Below are 18243 nucleotides of genomic sequence, written 5' to 3' on the forward strand. Positions count from 1 at the left end.
GGAATGGGTTCAGGTAAACGGATAGTAAAAATTTATGGGCTTTTGCAAGCCCATGAGGATAGCGGATATTTCTTATTCAAAAGAAGAAAAAAATAAGCCCCGCCAGCAGAACGGCATCAGCAATAAGCGGGCAGAAAAAACCCTGCCAGTGAATGGCGCGCGGACGAAAACCGACGCCATGGATAACCCCGGCACACACCGCCCACATCAGCAGCAATCCGTGCCAGATCTCCAGCTCGCTGGTTTTCGCAGCAAAACGGGACGGATCCCAGAAAATGCAGCCAGCCAGCAGGAGCGCCATTATTAAGGAAAGGGCCCTTAACGGGCCCTTATCCATTACCGCATACAATTTTGCGATAACTTTTTCCATTACTGTTCTTCTTGTCCGGCTTTCGACGCTTCAACGTGTTCCAGCGCCAGGGCGGTAATCACTCCAAAAGCACAGGCAAGAAGCGTTCCTAAAATCCATGCGAAATACCACATATTCAGCTCCTTACTTAGTACATAGAGTGGGTATTACTTTCAATATGTTCTTTGGTGATACGGCCGAACATTTTCCAGTAACACCAGATGGTGTAGAGCAGAACGATTGGCACAAATACCAGAGCAACATAGGTCATCAGATTCAGCGTCAGTTGGGTCGATGTTGCATCCCACATGGTCAGGCTAGCTTTCAGCATGGTGCTTGACGGCATGATGAACGGGAACATCGCGATACCGGCGGTCAGAATGATGCAGGCCAGGGTCAGCGAAGAGAACACAAATGCCCAGGCCGCTTTATCCAGACGCGCGGTCAGTACGGTCAACAGCGGCAGGACTACGCCCAGCGCCGGGATCACCCACAACACAGGCGTGTTGTTAAAGTTAGTCAGCCAGGCACCAGCCTGTAGCGCAACGTCTTTAAGCAACGGATTAGACGGGGCGTGATGATCCATTACAGAGGTCACTACATAGCCATCAATGCCGTAAACCACCCACACACCGGCCAGTGCGAAGCAGATCAGCGTCACCAGTGCGGCGATCTGCACAGTAGCGCGAGCACGCAGATGCAGTTCACCCACGGTACGCATTTGTAGATATGTTGCGCCTTGCGTCAGGATCATCGCCACACTAACCACACCCGCCAGCAGACCAAACGGATTCAGCAACTGGAAGAAATTGCCGGTGTAGAACAGACGCATATCGTTGTCGAGGTGGAACGGCACGCCCTGCAGCAGGTTGCCAAACGCCACGCCAATCACCAGCGGCGGTACGAAGCTACCGATGAAAATGCCCCAGTCCCACATCCCGCGCCAGCGATTGTCTTCAATCTTCGAGCGGTAATCGAAACCCACCGGACGGAAGAAGAGAGAAGCCAACACGAGGATCATCGCGACATAGAAGCCGGAGAACGCAGCAGCGTAAACCATCGGCCAGGCAGCGAACAGCGCGCCACCAGCGGTGATCAGCCAAACCTGGTTGCCGTCCCAGTGCGGCGCAATGGCGTTAATCATCACGCGGCGCTCAGTGTCGCTACGACCCAGCACGCGGGTCAGCATGCCCACACCCATGTCGAAGCCATCTGTGACAGCGAAACCAATCAGCAAAATACCGACCAGCAGCCACCAGATAAAACGTAATACTTCATAATCGATCATTTGACGACTCCTGTCTTAGCGTGCCGGCTGAGAAGCCACAGTGGACTGCTCATAGTGATAGCGACCTGTTTTCAGGCTGCTCGGCCCAAGGCGAGCAAATTTGAACATCAGGAACACTTCCGCCACCATAAACAGCGTATAAAGGCCGCAAATCAGAATCATGGAGAACAGCAGATCGCCAACGGTTAACGACGAGTTAGCCACCGCGGTCGGCAACACCTCACCAATCGCCCACGGCTGACGTCCGTACTCGGCAACAAACCAGCCGGATTCAATGGCGATCCACGGCAGCGGAATACCATACAGCGCCGCGCGCAACAGCCATTTCTTCTCGCCAATACGGTTACGAATCACCGTCCAGAAGGACGCGGCGATAATCAACAGCATCAGAACACCGCACGCCACCATGATACGGAACGCGAAGTACAGCGGCGCAACACGAGGGATAGAGTCTTTCGTCGCCTGCTGAATTTGCGCGTCAGTCGCATCGGTCACATTCGGCGTGTAGCGTTTAAGCAACAGGCCATAACCAAGGTCTTTCTTGACGCTGTTGAACTGATCGCGAACGGACTGATCGGCAGAACCTGAGCGGAGCTGCTCCAGCAACTGGTACGCTTTCATACCGTTACGGATACGCTCTTCATGCTGCACCATCAGCTCTTTCAGGCCGATAACCGGGGTATCCACCGAACGGGTCGCGATAATGCCCAGCGCGTAAGGGATCTGGATAGCAAATTTGTTCTCTTGCTTATCCTGGTCCGGCACACCAAACAGGGTAAATGCCGCCGGAGCCGGTTGCGTTTCCCATTCGGCTTCAATGGCAGCCAGTTTGGTTTTCTGCACGTCGCCCATTTCGTAACCGGATTCATCACCCAGCACAATAACAGACAGCACAGCGGCCATGCCGAAGCTGGCAGCGATAGCGAAGGAGCGTTTAGCAAAAGCGATGTCGCGCCCACGCAGCAGGTAGTAGGAGCTAATACCGAGGATAAAGATGGCGCCGCAGGTATAACCGGAAGCTACGGTGTGAACGAATTTCACCTGAGCAACCGGGTTCAGCACCAGTTCGGCAAAGCTCACCATCTCCATGCGCATGGTTTCGAAGTTGAAATCAGAGGCGACGGGGTTCTGCATCCAGCCGTTAGCAACAAGGATCCACAATGCCGACAAGTTAGAACCCAGCGCGACTAACCAGGTAACTGCCATGTGCTGCACTTTACCGAGACGATCCCAACCGAAGAAGAACAAACCGACAAATGTGGATTCGAGGAAGAAGGCCATCAACCCTTCGATTGCCAGTGGCGCACCGAAGATATCCCCAACGTAGTGGGAATAGTATGACCAGTTAGTCCCGAACTGAAACTCCATCGTCAGGCCTGTTGCCACGCCCAGAGCAAAGTTGATACCAAACAACTTGCCCCAGAACTTGGTCATATCTTTATAAATCTGTTTGCCGGAGAGGACATAGACCGTTTCCATAATTGCCAGCAGGAACGCCATACCGAGCGTCAGTGGCACAAACAGAAAGTGGTACATCGCAGTCAAGGCAAACTGTAAGCGCGACAGTTCGACTATATCTAACATTCTGACTCCTTGCTCATCGCATGAAGACTCCGAGAGTAAACCCCGTTAGCGCGGGTTCACACGCATGCCCCAATACAAATTTGTTGCACTGCTTTTATTCACTGCCACATAAATTGTGGTAATGAATGAAAAAAGTTACAACCAGGTTAATAAAAATTTCGAATTGATCTCGCGAACATATTAACTCGGAAAACCCTTACGATAAATAGGTTTTTATTGAGTTAATTTTACGTTTTTCGACACCGATCAATTTATGCCAACCATACCGCTTTTTAGCCAATTTGATCTGCGACAATTTAACGATTTTCACAATCTTTTCCAAGCTTTTAGATATTGATTTAAATCATTTTTATTCTTTACTGTTAATTTTGTAGCTGGTGTATAGCTGTGGTAAAAGCCTTGTTAACAGCATGTTCATTTTAACGTAATCAATGGTTATCAATCGGCAGGTAAAGGTAAATAATGGCGAGTATATTTAACGTTTATCATTTGCGTAAAAAAATGGGTCGTCCATGACAGATAAAGAACCTGAGAAATTAGACTTATTGCACATCTTTTTTATTTTACAAATATTTCACCATTACGATTATCATACTTAACACCGCTCCGTGATTATTCTTTTTATTCTCGCTCGTGCTAAACCCTTTTATTTTATGGGGCATTGTTCAGCCGCATCCAGCGCCGTGTTGTAGCCCAGAAGATAAGCGCCAGCAGACTTACGGTAGCACCGAGCAAACAAACGCCCTGCCAGCCGAATCCAGCATAGATAACAGTTGTCGCCATGGCGCCCAACCCACTGCCTGTCGCGTAAAACAGCATATATAACGCCACCAGTCTGCCGTGTTGAGCAACGTTGGTGCGCAAAAGCAGACTCTGGTTCGTGACATGCAGCGCCTGTCCGCCGAAATCAAGCAGTACAATCCCCAGGATCAGCAGAACCAGAGAGTGTTCCAGCCTTGACAGCGGCCACCAGGCAAGCAGCAATAGCAGAAGAGACAGCAAACTTGTGCGCTGTGCATTACCGCGATCCGCTTCCTTTCCGGCTTTCGCCGCAGCCAGTGCTCCCGCAACACCCGCCAACGCAAACAAACCAATCGCCGTATGTGAAAAACCAAATGGTGCGGCCCTCAACGGCAGCACCATAGCACTCCAGAAAATATTAAAAGCCGCAAACATCAACAGCGCCAGCACACCACGGATTTGCAATACCCTATCGGTGCATAACAGCACCAGCATTGAAGACATCAAACGAAACCAGCTTTCAGAAACCGCAGAGGCGCGCATGATCGGCAACCGTTGCCTGAGGAGCAGCAACAGCATCATCATCAGCAATGCAGAAACGCCATACACCGCCCGCCATCCCGCCAGGTCACTAATAACCCCGGCAAAGATACGCGCCAGCAGCAGGCCGATAAAAACGCCGCCTTGCGCGGCGCCCACTACCCTGCCCCGTTCCCGTTCACTGGCAATACTGGCCGCACTGGCGATCAATCCCTGTGTCATGGCCGTACCCAGCAAACCGGTTGCCAGCATGCCAGTGAGCAACACTACAGCCGATTGCGCCAGCGCCACGGTGCTCAACGCCACCATCAGCGCCAGTAACTGCACCAACAATAACCGACGTCGTTCAACAATATCGCCCAGTGGTACCAGCAGCAGTAAAGCCAACGCTGATCCCACCTGAGTTGCAGTCACCACGCCGCCGACAGCCGCCTGGCTAATGGCGAAACTCTGCGCCAGCGCATCAAGTAGCGGCTGAGCGTAATAAACATTCGCCACACATAAGCCGCTGGCCACGGCAAACAGGGCAATCAAACCCCGTTCTGTTGTCTGCTTGTTTTTATTCATTCCACTAACCTGGTTGCAAAATAAAACTGGTTGAAGCGTAGCCAGGCTAGTTTTAAAATGCAACCAGAATTCCAAACCGGAGATACGCCGTGCCACTGAAGACTCAACCCTGCCCCGTTGCCCGTTCTGTCGATTTGATTGGCGATCGCTGGGCATTGCTTATCATCCGTGATGCCTTCGATGGCGCGCGGCGTTTTGGTGATTTTCAGCGTGGTCTTGGCGTGGCGCGTAACATTCTTACCGACAGGCTACGCAAGCTAGTGGAAGCGGGCATTTTTACCACTCAACCCGCATCAGATGGCACGGCATATCAGGAATATGTGCTGACAGAGAGAGGCGAATCGTTATTTCCGGTAGTAGTGGCGCTGCGCCAGTGGGGCGAACAACATCTTTTTGCTCCTGGTGAACCCCATTCCGTATTGATCGATAGCCAGAGCGGCGAAGCCATCCCCCCGATGCTGCCGCAAGCGGCTGACGGGCACCGGCTTACCGCGGCAAATACTGAAGTACGTAAATTACGGCAATAAAAAAGGCCGCTACGGGAGCGGCCAACCATGTCGAGACAAGTTTATGCTCCCCTCAGGGAGGAGCAATAGTTTTATTTAATGATAGATTTCAGTGCTTCGCCGATATCAGCGAGGCTACGCACAGTTTTCACCCCGGCCGCTTCCAGCGCAGCGAATTTCTCGTCCGCTGTACCTTTACCACCCGCGATAATGGCGCCCGCGTGGCCCATACGTTTGCCTTTCGGCGCAGTGACGCCCGCGATGTAGCCGACAACCGGTTTGGTCACATGTTCTTTGATGTAAGCAGCCGCTTCTTCTTCTGCGCTACCGCCAATCTCACCGATCATAACGATCGCTTCGGTCTGCGGATCTTCCTCGAACAGTTTCAGGATATCGATAAAGTTAGAGCCCGGGATCGGGTCGCCACCGATACCAACACAGGTAGACTGACCAAAGCCGTAATCGGTGGTCTGTTTAACCGCTTCATAAGTCAGCGTACCGGAACGTGACACAATACCGATTTTACCCGGTTTGTGAATATGGCCCGGCATGATGCCGATTTTGCACTCGCCCGGGGTGATTACACCAGGGCAGTTCGGGCCGATCATGCGCACGCCAGCTTCGTCCAGCTTCACTTTTACCGTCAGCATATCCAGCGTCGGGATACCTTCAGTAATGGTGATAATCAGTTTGATGCCCGCGTCGACGGCTTCCAGAATCGAGTCTTTGCAGAACGGCGCCGGAACGTAAATCACGCTGGCTGTCGCGCCAGTGGCTTCCACCGCTTCACGTACGGTATTAAATACAGGCAGACCCAGATGCGTGGTGCCGCCTTTACCTGGCGTTACACCGCCAACCATCTGCGTACCGTAGGCAATCGCCTGCTCGGAGTGGAAAGTACCCTGGCTACCGGTAAAACCCTGGCAGATAACTTTGGTGTTCTTATCAATCAAAACAGACATTATTTCCCCTCCACTGCGGCAACAACCTGCTGTGCTGCATCCGTCAGACTTTTCGCTGCGATAATGTTCAGACCACTGTCCGCCAGACGTTTGGCACCCAGCTCGGCGTTGTTACCTTCCAGACGGACAACCACCGGGACGTTAACACCCACCTCTTCTACCGCACCGATGATGCCGTCGGCAATCAGGTCGCAACGCACGATACCGCCGAAAATGTTCACCAGCACCGCTTTCACGTTCTCATCGGATAGGATAATTTTAAACGCTTCAGTAACACGTTCTTTGGTCGCACCGCCGCCGACGTCGAGGAAGTTCGCCGGTTCGCCGCCGTGCAGCTTAACGATGTCCATGGTGCCCATCGCCAGACCCGCACCGTTAACCATGCAGCCGATGTTGCCATCCAGCGCAACATAGTTCAGTTCCCACTGCGCAGCTTGCGCTTCACGCGGGTCTTCCTGCGACTGATCGCGCATTTCGCGCAGTTCCGGCTGGCGGAACAGTGCGTTGCCATCAGCGCCCAGTTTGCCGTCGAGGCAGATAAGGTCACCTTGTTTGGTGATGACCAGCGGGTTGATTTCAATCAGCGCCAGATCGCGCTCAAGGAAAATAGTCGCCAGCCCCATGAAAATTTTAGTGAACTGCTGAACCTGTTTGCCTTCCAGACCGAGTTTGAACGCCAGTTCGCGTCCCTGGTACGGCATCGGGCCAGTCAGCGGATCAATGGTGGTTTTGTGGATCAAGTGCGGCGTCTCTTCTGCCACTTTTTCGATTTCCACGCCGCCTTCCGTCGACGCCATGAACACCACACGTCGTGAGCTGCGGTCAACAACCGCACCCAGATACAGCTCTTTGTCAATATCCGTTGCCGCTTCGACCAGAATCTGGTTAACCGGCTGACCGTTGGCATCTGTTTGGTAGGTTACCAGGCGTTTACCCAGCCAGTGTTCCGCGAAAGCGCGAATATCTTCTTTGCTGCTAACGACTTTTACGCCGCCCGCTTTACCACGGCCGCCCGCGTGGACCTGGCATTTCACCACCCACGGGCCGGTGCCGATTTTCGATGCGGCTTCTTCTGCTTCACGTGGGGTAGCACAGGCGTAACCAACCGGAGTCGGCAGTCCTGACCGGGCAAAAAGCTGTTTCGCCTGATACTCGTGTAAGTTCATGTGTTCTATCCATCCTTCATTTAATTTGTCATGCCGGAAGCGCCAGAGCTTTCCGGCCTGCAAAGCAGGTGTTCGTTATAGACCCGGCAGCCTGCGCCGCCGGGCAAAGGACACTACACATCCAGCAGCAGACGCGTCGGATCTTCCAGCATTTCTTTAATTGCGACCAGGAAGCCCACAGACTCACGTCCGTCGATCAGGCGGTGGTCATAAGAGAGCGCCAGGTACATCATCGGCAGAATTTCAACTTTGCCATCTACCGCCATTGGGCGATCTTTGATGGCGTGCATGCCAAGGATCGCACTCTGCGGCGGGTTGATGATCGGCGTGGACATCAGCGAACCGAATACACCGCCATTAGTGATGGTAAAGTTACCACCGGTCAGATCCTCAACGGTCAGCTTGCCGTCACGGCCTTTTACCGCCAGTTCTTTAATTTTCTTCTCGATGTCGGCCATGCCCAGCGTATCCACATCACGCAGTACCGGCGTAACCAGACCACGCGGCGTGGAAACCGCCATGCTGACATCGAAATAGTTGTGGTAAACCACGTCGTCGCCATCAATAGAGGCGTTCACTTCCGGATAGCGTTTCAGCGCTTCAACGACCGCTTTCACGTAGAACGACATAAAGCCCAGACGGATGCCGTGACGTTTTTCAAACGCATCACCGTACTGCTTACGCAGATCCATGATTGGCTTCATGTTGACTTCGTTAAAAGTCGTCAGCATGGCAGTTGAATTTTTCGCTTCCAGCAGACGCTCAGCTACGCGTTTGCGCAGACGGGTCATCGGCACGCGTTTTTCAGAACGGCCAGCCAGCTGCGGCGCCGGGCTGCTTGCCGGCTGAGCGGCCGGTTTGCTCTCTTCTTTAGCCGGGGCTTTCGCCAGGTACTTATCCACATCTTCACGGGTGATGCGGCCGCCAACGCCGGTACCTTTAATCGCACTGGCGTCGAGGCTGTGTTCAGCCAGCAGGCGACGGATCGCCGGGCTGAGCGCGTCGTTATTTTGCTCTTCCAGCGACGCCTGCTGGCGCTGAGCTGGCGTGGATTCTTTCGCTTCAGATTTGGTGCTGCTCTCTTTACCCGAGCTGTTGCCTTCTTTCAGGCGGCCAAGGATCTGACGGGAAGTGACCGTCGTACCTTCGTCTTCCAGCACCGCGTCCAGAACACCGTCCGCTGAAGCCGGTACTTCCAGTACCACTTTGTCCGTTTCGATTTCTACCAATACTTCATCGCGTCGGACGCTATCGCCTGGTTTTTTGTGCCAGGTCGCGACAGTCGCATCAGCAACGGACTCAGGCAGATCGGGAACAAGAATATCTACGCTACTCATTATTTATCCTTTATTGAATCGACGTTCAGCGCGTCATTCACCAGCTCTTGCTGTTGCTTCTGGTGAACGGACAGATATCCCACCGCCGGGGAGGCGGAGGCCGGGCGTCCTGCATAGCGCAGAGCGGCCCCAAAAGGTATCACATCACGGAAATGATGCTGGCTGCAGTACCATGCGCCCTGGTTAAGCGGCTCTTCCTGGCACCAGACAAAATCATGTACGTGCGCATAAGGTTTCAACGCGTCCTGCACCGACTGATGCGGGAACGGGTACAACTGCTCAATACGGACAATGGCGACATCCTTCTGGTCATTTTTACGACGCTGTTCAAGCAGGTCGTAATAAACCTTACCAGAACAAAGGATAACGCGCTTCACGGCTTGCGGATCCAAATCATCCACTTCGCCAATCGCCGGCATAAAGGTGCCATTCGCCAGTTCATCCAGCGTGGAGACCGCCTGCGGATGACGCAGCAGCGACTTCGGTGACATCACCACCAGCGGGCGACGCATACCGCGCAACGCCTGACGACGCAGCATATGGTAAACCTGCGCCGGGGTGGACGGGACGCAAACCTGCATGTTTTGCTCAGCGCACAGTTGCAGATAACGCTCCAGACGAGCGGAGGAGTGCTCCGGGCCCTGCCCTTCATAGCCATGCGGCAACAGCATTACCAGCCCGCACATACGGCCCCACTTCTGTTCGCCGGAGCTGATGAACTGGTCAATCACCACCTGCGCGCCGTTAGCGAAGTCGCCGAACTGTGCTTCCCAGATGGTCAGGGTACGCGGCTCAGCGGTGGCGTAGCCATATTCAAAAGCCAGCACCGCTTCTTCAGAGAGCACGGAGTCCCACACGCGGAACGGGCCCTGGCCATTATGCACGTGGCTTAGCGGCGTATAGGTTGAGCCGTTGGCCTGGTTATGGATCACGGCGTGGCGATGGAAGAAGGTACCGCGCCCGGTGTCTTCACCGGAGAGGCGCACCGGAATGCCTTCATCAACCAGCGTGGCGTAAGCCAGCGTTTCAGCACCGCCCCAGTCGAACAGTTTCTCGCCATTGGCCATTAACTGGCGATCGGCGTAGATTTTCGCCACACGGGGCTGCATCTCAATGGCTTCCGGCACCGTGCTGATGCGCCTCGCCAGTTCTTGCAGGCGTTTCATCTCTACTTTGTTCGGGTAACTCTCATCCCACTCGTGATTGAGGTACGGCGACCAGGTAAAGGAGTGCATATTCATTGGACGCCATTCAGCGACCACACACTCGCCCGCATCCAGCGCGTCGCGGTACAGGTTAACCATCTCAGTGGCATCTTCCAGCGTGATGGTTTTGTCCTGCTCCAGACGATCGGCGTAGATTTTACGCGGCGTCGGGTGTTTTTTGATTTTCTGGTACATCAACGGCTGGGTTGCGCTCGGCTCGTCGGCTTCGTTATGGCCGTGACGGCGGTAGCACACCAGATCAATAAACACATCGCGTTTGAAGGTGTTACGGAAGTCCAGCGCCAGACGGGTAACGAAAGCAACCGCTTCCGGATCGTCCGCGTTGACGTGGAAAATCGGCGCCTGCACCATCTTACCGATATCGGTACAGTACGGCGTAGAGCGGGCATCCAGCGGGTTGGAGGTGGTGAAACCAACCTGGTTGTTGATCACCACGCGCACCGTACCGCCCACTTCATAACCGCGCGCTTTGGACATGTTCAGGGTTTCCTGTACCACGCCCTGACCCGCCACCGCCGCGTCACCGTGAATGGTGATCGGCAGCACTTTATTGCTGCTCGGCTCAGAGAGGCGATCAAGACGCGCGCGTACGGAACCAATCACCACCGGGCTAACGATTTCCAGGTGCGACGGGTTAAACGCCAGCGCCAGATGCACCAGGCCGCCTTCAGTCTCAACGTCAGACGAGAAGCCCATATGGTATTTCACGTCGCCGGTACCGAGGTGTTCTTTATGTTTACCGGCAAACTCGTCGAACAGATCCTGCGGCTGTTTGCCCAGCACGTTGACCAGCACGTTCAGACGACCGCGGTGCGCCATGCCCAGCACCACTTCGCGGGTGCCGCTTTTGCCTGCATGGCGAATCATCTCTTTCAGCAGCGGTATCAGCGCATCACCGCCTTCCAGCGAGAAGCGTTTCGCGCCCGGGAACTTCGCCCCGAGATAACGCTCCAGACCTTCAGCTGCCGTCAGTTCGCTTAAGAAGCGTTTTTTCTCTTCGCTGCTGAAGCTCGATTTTCCGGCTGCTGACTCAATCCGCTGCTGGATCCAGCGCTTCTCTTCAGTGCTGGTAATGTGCATGTATTCCGCGCCGATCGAACCGCAATAGGTCTCTTTCAGCGCTTTGATCAATTCGCCCAGCGGCAGGGTATCTTTCCCAATCGCAAAGGAACCTACGTTATAGCTGTTCTGGTAATCCGCTTCGCTCAGATCGTGGAATGCCGGATCCAGATCGGCAACGCGCTCTTGCTGCCACAGCCCCAACGGATCGAGATTCGCATGCTGGTGACCACGGAAGCGGTAGGCATTGATCAACTGCAGGACTTTGACCTGCTTAACGTTGGTGTCGGGGTCGGAAATAGAGGAAGAGTAACGTGAGGCATCTTTCGCCAGTTGACGGAAATAATCACGTGTTTTGGAGTGGAACTGATCCGGTTTGACTCCGGTGCCCGGTAACTGCTGGAACATAGATCGCCAGTTAGCATCTACCGAGTCAGGATCGGTTAAGAAGTCTTCATAGAGCTGTTCTATCCAGCTCTGGTTCGACCCAGAGAGGTAAGAAGAGTCCAGCCAGGCTTTCATTGCGCCGTTCTGCATCGTGATCCCTTAAGCATTGTTATGCTTACTTCGCCGTGGATAACTACGACGTACACCGAGTAGCGCACGTCCCAGGGTTCACTTGCGGGCTCTTGGCGGCCCGCGAAGGAACCTTTAAAAACTGCCCTAATCTTCGCTGTCCGGGCTGCGACTGTGTTGGCTGCCTTCACTTACCCTGGTCACATAGTTCACTATGCTCCCAGGGATGCGCTCAGTTGCCGCCTTGTCTCGCTCCATACATCTCGATTATGTCTTTGTGGCGGTTTTTAAAGATTTCCTGCTTTTGTATCGCCCTTACCGGGCCGACAAACATCACTCATACTGTAGGCCGGATAGGCGCAAGCGCTATCCGGCACGGACTCATTACGCACTTCTTTGCAACAACATCGACTTAATATGGCCGATGGCGCGCGTCGGGTTCAGCCCTTTCGGACATACACTGACGCAGTTCATGATGCTGTGGCAGCGGAATACGCTGAAAGCATCGCTCAACCCTTCCAGACGGCTGTCGGTTTCGGTATCGCGGCTGTCGATCAGGAAGCGATACGCCGCCAGCAAGCCAGCCGGGCCGATAAACTTATCCGGGTTCCACCAGAATGACGGGCAGGACGTAGAACAGCAGGCGCAAAGAATACATTCGTACAGACCGTCAAGCTTTTCACGCTGCTCTGGTGCCTGTAAATGTTCTCTGGCCGGTGGATTTTGCCCATTATTCAATAAGTAAGGTTTAATCTTCTCATATTGGGCATAGAATTGTCCCATGTCCACCACCAAATCGCGGATAACCGGCAGCCCTGGCAGCGGGCGGATAACGATCTTCTGTTTGCCGTTGCCAAGCGCGGAAATCGGGGTGATACAGGCAAGGCCATTCTTACCGTTCATGTTCAGACCATCGGAACCACATACACCTTCACGGCAGGAGCGGCGGAACGACAGTGTAGAATCCTTTTCTTTCAGCTGGATTAATGCATCCAGCAACATCATGTCACGCCCTTCTTCCGCTTCCAGCGTGTAATCCTGCATACGCGGCGCGTCATCCACATCCGGGTTATAGCGATAAATCGAGAATTCGAGTTTCATCATCCTGTCTCCGCATTAATAAGTACGAATCTTCGGCGGGAACGCCGGACGCAGTTTCGGTTCCATATTCACGCTACGGCGCGTCATGGATTCCGTTTCTGGCAGATACAGGCTGTGGCACAACCAGTTCTCATCGTCACGATCCGGATAGTCGAAGCGGCTGTGCGCGCCACGGCTTTCGGTACGGAAGTTTGCGGAAACAGCCGTTGCGTAGGCGGTTTCCATCAGGTTATCCAGCTCCAGGCACTCAACGCGCTGGGTATTGAACTCGCTCGACGTATCATCCAGACGAGCCTCTTTCAGGCGCTCGCGGATCACTTTCAGTTGTTCAAGACCTTTCGCCATCGCATCACCTTCGCGGAACACCGAGAAGTTATGCTGCATACACTCTTGCAGCGCTTTGCGGATGGTGACCGGATCTTCGCCGCTGCGATTGTTATTCCAGCGGTTGAGGCGGCTGAGCGACCCTTCGATATCCGATTCGCTGGCAGCGCGCAGCGCGCCCTGTTCAGCGATAGATTCTTGTAAATGCAGACCTGCTGCACGGCCAAAGACCACCAGGTCGAGCAGCGAGTTGCCGCCCAGGCGGTTGGCGCCGTGAACCGATACGCAGGCGATTTCGCCCACCGCAAACAGCCCCGGGATCACGACATCTTCGCCCTTCTCGTTGACCGTCAGCGCCTGGCCGGTCACTTTGGTCGGAATACCGCCCATCATATAGTGGCAGGTCGGGATCACCGGAATTGGCTCTTTCACCGGATCCACATGTGCGAAGGTGCGCGACAGTTCCAGGATCCCCGGCAGACGCGATTCGAGTACTTCTTTACCCAGATGATCGAGTTTCAGTTTGGCGTGCGGTCCCCATGGACCGTCGCAACCGCGACCTTCACGGATTTCGATCATGATGGAACGCGCCACCACATCACGGCCCGCCAGGTCTTTGGCGTTCGGCGCATAACGCTCCATAAAGCGCTCGCCGTGTTTGTTAAGCAGATAGCCGCCTTCACCACGGCAGCCTTCCGTTACCAGCACCCCTGCCCCGGCGATACCGGTCGGGTGGAACTGCCACATCTCCATATCCTGCACCGGTACACCCGCGCGTAGTGCCATACCCACGCCGTCGCCGGTATTAATGTGCGCATTGGTGGTGGACTGGTAAATACGGCCTGCGCCGCCAGTTGCCAGCACGGTTGCGCGGGCTTTGAAGTAGACGACTTCACCGGTTTCGATGCACAGTGCGGTACAGCCCACGACAGCGCCATCCTGGTTTTTCACCAGATCCAGCGCGTACCACTCGGAAAAGATGGTGGTGTGATTTTTCAGGTTCTGCTGATAAAGGGTATGCAGCAGCGCATGGCCGGTACGGTCCGCTGCCGCTGCGGTACGCGCCGCCTGCTCGCCGCCGAAGTTCTTCGACTGGCCGCCAAACGGACGCTGATAGATACGGCCATCATCAAGACGGGAGAACGGCAGGCCCATATGCTCCAGCTCAAGAATCGCTTCCGGGCCGGTTTTGCACATATATTCAATCGCGTCCTGGTCACCGATGTAGTCGGAACCTTTTACCGTGTCATACATGTGCCATTCCCAGTTATCTTCATGGGTATTGCCCAGGGCTACGGTGATACCGCCCTGCGCAGACACAGTGTGGGAACGGGTTGGGAAAACTTTGGAGAGCAGCGCACAGGTTTGCCCGCTCTGGGAAATTTGCAGCGCCGCGCGCATACCTGCGCCGCCCGCGCCAATAACAACAGCATCAAATTCTCTGACTGGCAATTTCATTACACACCCCACACCACAACGAATCCATAAATCACGTAAGCCGCCAGCGCCACAACAATAACCAGTTGCAGAATCAGGCGTACAGCCAGCGGTTTAACGTAGTCGGTCAACACTTGCCACATGCCAATCCAGGCATGGATCAGAATGGAAAACAGCGCCAGCAGAGTGAAGACTTTGGTAAAGGCGGAGGAGAAGAAGCCGGTCCAGACCACCCAGGTCAGGTCGCCATGCAGGGCGAAAAAACCCACCATATAGATGATGTATAACGTCAGGACGATGGCGGTAGCACGGACAAGAATAAAATCATGTACGCCGTTGCGTCCTAATGCGGAGGCGTTGCTTACCATACGAGAACTCCTGCGAGAATTGAAAGCACGACAGTGATCACAAAAGAAAGGTTTGCGGAACGTTTTCCTGCTTCGAAGGTTTCTTCCAGCCAGCCAAAATCCATCAGCATGTGACGAATCCCGCCGACAGCGTGATACGCCAGCGCGGTGAGGATGCCCCACAGAATGAATTTAACGAAGAAGCTGTTCACGATGGCAGAGGCAGTCAGGAAGCCGTCTTCAGATGACAGCGACAGGCCCAGTAACCACAGCAGAATACCGACGGCTACAAACGTAATAACGCCGGAGACGCGGTGAAGAATGGAAGCTATAGCCGTAACAGGAAACCGAATTGTTGTCAGATCCAGATTGACAGGTCTTTGTTTTTTCACATTTTTTATCATGAATAACGCCCACATGCTATTCTTATAGTTTCCTTCCTCCGGTCTGCGTGCGGGTCAGACAGCGTCCTTTTCTATAACTGCTCGTCATGCAAAAAATTAGCTTCCAGATGCTAAACGACAGGTTACAACGCTGGGTGGCTCGGGATGGCAGGGTATTCCGGAGACCTGGCGGCAGTATAGGTCGTTCACAAAATCATTACAATTAACCTACATATAGTTTGTCGGGTTTTATGCAGAACAGTGACACTCATCACGATAACAACATTCTTTTAAAATTTAATCATCTGATTTGACAAAAGTTAAACATTATTGTTACAAACTACGCCGAATAAGGCTTATAATTCGCAAAAGTTATGGGGTCTTGCTTTCACCTGAGAATAAGTTATGTAACAGTGTGATGGTATTGACCGATGTAATCAGGACAGTTATTAGTGATATACAGGTTTGACAAATTCGGACTGCTGAGACGCTGATTTGCTGTTTTTTCACTGTATTTTCAATGTGTACTGGCACGCGCCATTGCTCTGTACCCTGGTTCTCCCTCTCCACAGAGCTGCGAGCTAATAACAAACTGGTAACGTTGACGGGCAGTTGAAAGCAAATCCGGTAACTGGCAGTCTTAAGCAATAAGGCGCTAAGGAGACCGTAAATGGCTGATAAAAAAGCAAACATCACCTACAATGGTGACGCTGCTATTGAACTGGATGTGCTAAAAGGCACGCTCGGTCAGGATGTAATTGATATCCGTAGTCTCGGTTCAAAAGGGGTTTTTACTTTTGACCCTGGTTTTACCTCTACCGCATCGTGCGAATCAAAAATCACTTTTATCGACGGTGACGAAGGTATTTTGTTACACCGCGGTTTCCCGATTGATCAACTGGCGACCGAATCCAACTACCTGGAAGTGAGCTACATCCTGCTGTACGGCGAAAAACCGACGCAGGAGCAGTTTGAAGAGTTCAGACTGACGGTCACCCGCCACACCATGATTCACGAGCAGATCACCCGCCTGTTCCACGGTTTCCGTCGCGACTCACATCCAATGGCAGTACTTTGTGGCGTGACCGGCGCGCTGGCAGCGTTCTACCATGATTCGCTGGATGTGAACAATCCGCGCCACCGCGAAATCGCGGCGTTCCGCCTGCTGTCCAAAATGCCGACCGTAGCGGCGATGTGTTACAAATACTCCATCGGTCAGCCGTTTATCTATCCGCGCAACGATCTCTCTTACGCCGGCAACTTCCTGCATATGATGTTTGCCACTCCGTGCGAACCGTATGAAGTGAATCCGGTGCTGGAACGCGCCATGGATCGTATTCTGATCCTGCATGCCGATCACGAGCAGAACGCCTCCACCTCTACCGTGCGTACCGCCGGTTCTTCTGGCGCGAACCCGTTTGCCTGCATCGCGGCCGGTATCGCCTCTCTGTGGGGACCGGCGCACGGCGGCGCCAACGAAGCGGCACTGAGAATGCTGGAAGAGATCAGCTCCGTAAAACATATTCCGGAATTCCTGCGTCGCGCCAAAGACAAGAACGATTCGTTCCGTCTGATGGGCTTCGGTCACCGTGTCTACAAGAACTACGACCCACGCGCTACTGTGATGCGTGAAACCTGCCACGAAGTGCTGCGCGAGCTGGGTACGAAAGATGATCTGCTGGAAGTGGCGATGGAGTTGGAGCACATCGCGCTCAACGACCCGTACTTTATCGAACGCAAACTCTACCCGAACGTCGACTTCTACTCCGGTATTATCCTGAAAGCGATGGGTATTCCGGCGTCCATGTTTACTGTTATCTTTGCGATGGCGCGTACCGTGGGCTGGATTGCGCACTGGAACGAAATGCACGACGACGGCATCAAGATTGCCCGTCCGCGTCAGCTTTACACCGGCTATGCCAAACGCGAATTCTCCTCCGATCTGAAAAAAGATTAAGGGTGAATCCGCATAAAAAAACGCGCCTGTGGGCGCGTTTTTTGTTTCAGCGTTGACAGCCCGGGCACCAGTAAAACGGGCGCGATGAGAGCGTGGTTTTTTCGATGATCCCACCGCAGCGCTCGCACATCTCCCCTGCCCGGTGAAAGACCCGGAAGCGAAACAGCGCGCCGTGATGCTTGTTCTCATTCACAGTGCCGCGTGTCTGCCAGGACAAACGAGGAATATCCAGCAACGCCTGCGCCAGCACGTCAAGCTGGGTATCATCCAGTTCGGCGGCACAATGCTGCGGTGCCAACGCACAGTGCCAGAGGATCTCTACGCGTAAATAGTTGCCCAGCCCGGCCAGAAACGCCTGATCGAGGAGCAAACCGGAGAAGCGACGACGGCGAAAACGCGGCGATAACAGACGTTCTTTCACCTGCGCCGCAGTGAGCGTCATGTTCAACACATCCGGCCCAAGCCGCTGTAGAAACGGGTGCTGCGCCAGTTGTTCTGGCGTGAGTATGGCGATATCTGACGCGCTGTAAAGCAAGATGGCTTTATCGGTCGTCTGTAATTTTACGCGCAACACGCGGTTGGTTTGCGGCGTTTCGCCCGCATTCACCACGCGCCAGACGCCGTAAAGCTGGTTATGGCTGTAGAGGGTCAACCCGCCGGAAAAGTGCGTCAACAGCGCCTTGCCGCGGGTTTCAATCTGCTCGATGCGCTGTCCCACCAGACCTGGGGCAAAATCGGTTAGCTGCGGCGGAGCAAACCAGACATCGGTCAGTGGTTTTCCCTGAACCGCCGCTTCAAGCATGTCCGCCGCCCGGCGGATCTCCGGTCCTTCCGGCATGTAAAACTCCTTGTG

16 protein-coding genes are annotated in these 18243 nt (G+C 54.0%); 2 read left to right on the plus strand and 14 right to left on the minus strand.

The window, feature by feature from the left end; all coding sequences use genetic code 11:
- Positions 1–76 precede the first annotated feature (76 nt).
- The 5 genes from ybgE to CWM66_RS05170 form a co-directional block, all read right to left on the minus strand.
- Entirely contained in the window at positions 77–370 is a 294-nt protein-coding gene (ybgE, locus tag CWM66_RS05150; RefSeq protein ID WP_035885968.1) for a cyd operon protein YbgE, read from the minus strand.
- Complete coding sequence (cydX, locus tag CWM66_RS05155; RefSeq protein WP_007373915.1) at positions 370–483, minus strand: cytochrome bd-I oxidase subunit CydX; 114 nt, start codon at positions 481–483, stop codon at positions 370–372. The genes ybgE and cydX overlap by 1 nt, the downstream gene beginning before the upstream one ends.
- Before the next feature lie 14 nt (positions 484–497).
- On the minus strand, positions 498–1637 hold the full coding sequence (gene cydB, locus CWM66_RS05160) for a cytochrome d ubiquinol oxidase subunit II (protein WP_007373914.1): 1140 nt from the start codon (positions 1635–1637) through the stop codon (positions 498–500).
- A gap of 15 nt (positions 1638–1652) precedes the next feature.
- Complete coding sequence (gene cydA, locus CWM66_RS05165; RefSeq protein ID WP_007373913.1) at positions 1653–3221, minus strand: cytochrome ubiquinol oxidase subunit I; 1569 nt, start codon at positions 3219–3221, stop codon at positions 1653–1655.
- Positions 3222–3872: 651 nt separating this feature from the next.
- The gene (locus tag CWM66_RS05170) at positions 3873–5069 is read right to left on the minus strand and encodes an MFS transporter (RefSeq protein ID WP_107146307.1); all 1197 of its coding nucleotides are present in this window, start codon (positions 5067–5069) and stop codon (positions 3873–3875) included.
- Between the two features lie 89 nt (positions 5070–5158).
- Here CWM66_RS05170 and CWM66_RS05175 point away from each other — a divergent pair, with 89 nt between their 5' ends.
- A complete protein-coding gene (locus CWM66_RS05175) occupies positions 5159–5596 on the plus strand; it encodes a helix-turn-helix domain-containing protein (RefSeq protein WP_007373910.1) in 438 nt (145 codons plus the stop codon).
- 71 nt (positions 5597–5667) lie between these two features.
- Here CWM66_RS05175 and sucD read toward each other — a convergent pair whose 3' ends face one another.
- From sucD to sdhC, 8 genes are all read right to left on the minus strand, one after another.
- A complete protein-coding gene (gene sucD / locus CWM66_RS05180; protein ID WP_035885970.1) occupies positions 5668–6537 on the minus strand; it encodes a succinate--CoA ligase subunit alpha in 870 nt (289 codons plus the stop codon).
- Entirely contained in the window at positions 6537–7703 is a 1167-nt protein-coding gene (gene sucC, locus CWM66_RS05185) for an ADP-forming succinate--CoA ligase subunit beta (RefSeq protein ID WP_007373908.1), read from the minus strand. Before sucC ends, sucD begins: the two co-directional genes overlap by 1 nt.
- A gap of 113 nt (positions 7704–7816) precedes the next feature.
- On the minus strand, positions 7817–9040 hold the full coding sequence (gene odhB, locus CWM66_RS05190) for a 2-oxoglutarate dehydrogenase complex dihydrolipoyllysine-residue succinyltransferase (RefSeq protein WP_107146308.1): 1224 nt from the start codon (positions 9038–9040) through the stop codon (positions 7817–7819).
- Complete coding sequence (sucA, locus tag CWM66_RS05195; protein WP_035885972.1) at positions 9040–11862, minus strand: 2-oxoglutarate dehydrogenase E1 component; 2823 nt, start codon at positions 11860–11862, stop codon at positions 9040–9042. Before sucA ends, odhB begins: the two co-directional genes overlap by 1 nt.
- Before the next feature lie 363 nt (positions 11863–12225).
- On the minus strand, positions 12226–12942 hold the full coding sequence (gene sdhB, locus CWM66_RS05200) for a succinate dehydrogenase iron-sulfur subunit SdhB (protein ID WP_007373904.1): 717 nt from the start codon (positions 12940–12942) through the stop codon (positions 12226–12228).
- Positions 12943–12957: 15 nt separating this feature from the next.
- Positions 12958–14724, minus strand: coding sequence for a succinate dehydrogenase flavoprotein subunit (sdhA, locus tag CWM66_RS05205; RefSeq protein ID WP_035885973.1), 1767 nt, complete (start codon positions 14722–14724; stop codon positions 12958–12960).
- Positions 14724–15071, minus strand: coding sequence for a succinate dehydrogenase membrane anchor subunit (gene sdhD, locus CWM66_RS05210; protein WP_007373902.1), 348 nt, complete (start codon positions 15069–15071; stop codon positions 14724–14726). The genes sdhA and sdhD overlap by 1 nt, the downstream gene beginning before the upstream one ends.
- Positions 15065–15469: a succinate dehydrogenase cytochrome b556 subunit gene (gene sdhC / locus CWM66_RS05215; protein WP_035885974.1), complete on the minus strand. Its 405-nt coding sequence runs from the start codon at positions 15467–15469 to the stop codon at positions 15065–15067. Before sdhC ends, sdhD begins: the two co-directional genes overlap by 7 nt.
- A 634-nt stretch (positions 15470–16103) precedes the next feature.
- Here sdhC and CWM66_RS05225 point away from each other — a divergent pair.
- Positions 16104–17390, plus strand: coding sequence for a citrate synthase (locus CWM66_RS05225; RefSeq protein ID WP_035885975.1), 1287 nt, complete (start codon positions 16104–16106; stop codon positions 17388–17390).
- A gap of 46 nt (positions 17391–17436) precedes the next feature.
- Here the strand turns inward: CWM66_RS05225 and nei are convergent, their stop codons facing one another.
- Positions 17437–18228, minus strand: a complete 792-nt coding sequence (nei, locus tag CWM66_RS05230; RefSeq protein WP_007373899.1) for an endonuclease VIII — start codon at positions 18226–18228, stop codon at positions 17437–17439.
- Positions 18229–18243 lie beyond the last annotated feature (15 nt).

It is taken from the genome of Kosakonia sp. H7A (assembly GCF_003028445.1).
In the GTDB taxonomy this organism is placed as follows: Bacteria; Pseudomonadota; Gammaproteobacteria; order Enterobacterales; family Enterobacteriaceae; genus Kosakonia; species Kosakonia radicincitans.

What these genes read in the sequence shown, in the direction of transcription:
- ybgE (WP_035885968.1), bottom strand. Translation starts at nt 370, where the DNA reads ATGGAAAAAGTTATCGCAAAATTGTATGCGGTAATGGATAAGGGCCCG.
- cydX (WP_007373915.1), bottom strand. Translation starts at nt 483, where the DNA reads ATGTGGTATTTCGCATGGATTTTAGGAACGCTTCTTGCCTGTGCTTTT.
- cydB (WP_007373914.1), bottom strand. Translation starts at nt 1,637, where the DNA reads ATGATCGATTATGAAGTATTACGTTTTATCTGGTGGCTGCTGGTCGGT.
- cydA (WP_007373913.1), bottom strand. Translation starts at nt 3,221, where the DNA reads ATGTTAGATATAGTCGAACTGTCGCGCTTACAGTTTGCCTTGACTGCG.
- CWM66_RS05170 (WP_107146307.1), bottom strand. Translation starts at nt 5,069, where the DNA reads ATGAATAAAAACAAGCAGACAACAGAACGGGGTTTGATTGCCCTGTTT.
- sucD (WP_035885970.1), bottom strand. Translation starts at nt 6,537, where the DNA reads ATGTCTGTTTTGATTGATAAGAACACCAAAGTTATCTGCCAGGGTTTT.
- sucC (WP_007373908.1), bottom strand. Translation starts at nt 7,703, where the DNA reads ATGAACTTACACGAGTATCAGGCGAAACAGCTTTTTGCCCGGTCAGGA.
- odhB (WP_107146308.1), bottom strand. Translation starts at nt 9,040, where the DNA reads ATGAGTAGCGTAGATATTCTTGTTCCCGATCTGCCTGAGTCCGTTGCT.
- sucA (WP_035885972.1), bottom strand. Translation starts at nt 11,862, where the DNA reads ATGCAGAACGGCGCAATGAAAGCCTGGCTGGACTCTTCTTACCTCTCT.
- sdhB (WP_007373904.1), bottom strand. Translation starts at nt 12,942, where the DNA reads ATGAAACTCGAATTCTCGATTTATCGCTATAACCCGGATGTGGATGAC.
- sdhA (WP_035885973.1), bottom strand. Translation starts at nt 14,724, where the DNA reads ATGAAATTGCCAGTCAGAGAATTTGATGCTGTTGTTATTGGCGCGGGC.
- sdhD (WP_007373902.1), bottom strand. Translation starts at nt 15,071, where the DNA reads ATGGTAAGCAACGCCTCCGCATTAGGACGCAACGGCGTACATGATTTT.
- sdhC (WP_035885974.1), bottom strand. Translation starts at nt 15,469, where the DNA reads ATGTGGGCGTTATTCATGATAAAAAATGTGAAAAAACAAAGACCTGTC.
- CWM66_RS05225 (WP_035885975.1), top strand. Translation starts at nt 16,104, where the DNA reads ATGGCTGATAAAAAAGCAAACATCACCTACAATGGTGACGCTGCTATT.
- nei (WP_007373899.1), bottom strand. Translation starts at nt 18,228, where the DNA reads ATGCCGGAAGGACCGGAGATCCGCCGGGCGGCGGACATGCTTGAAGCG.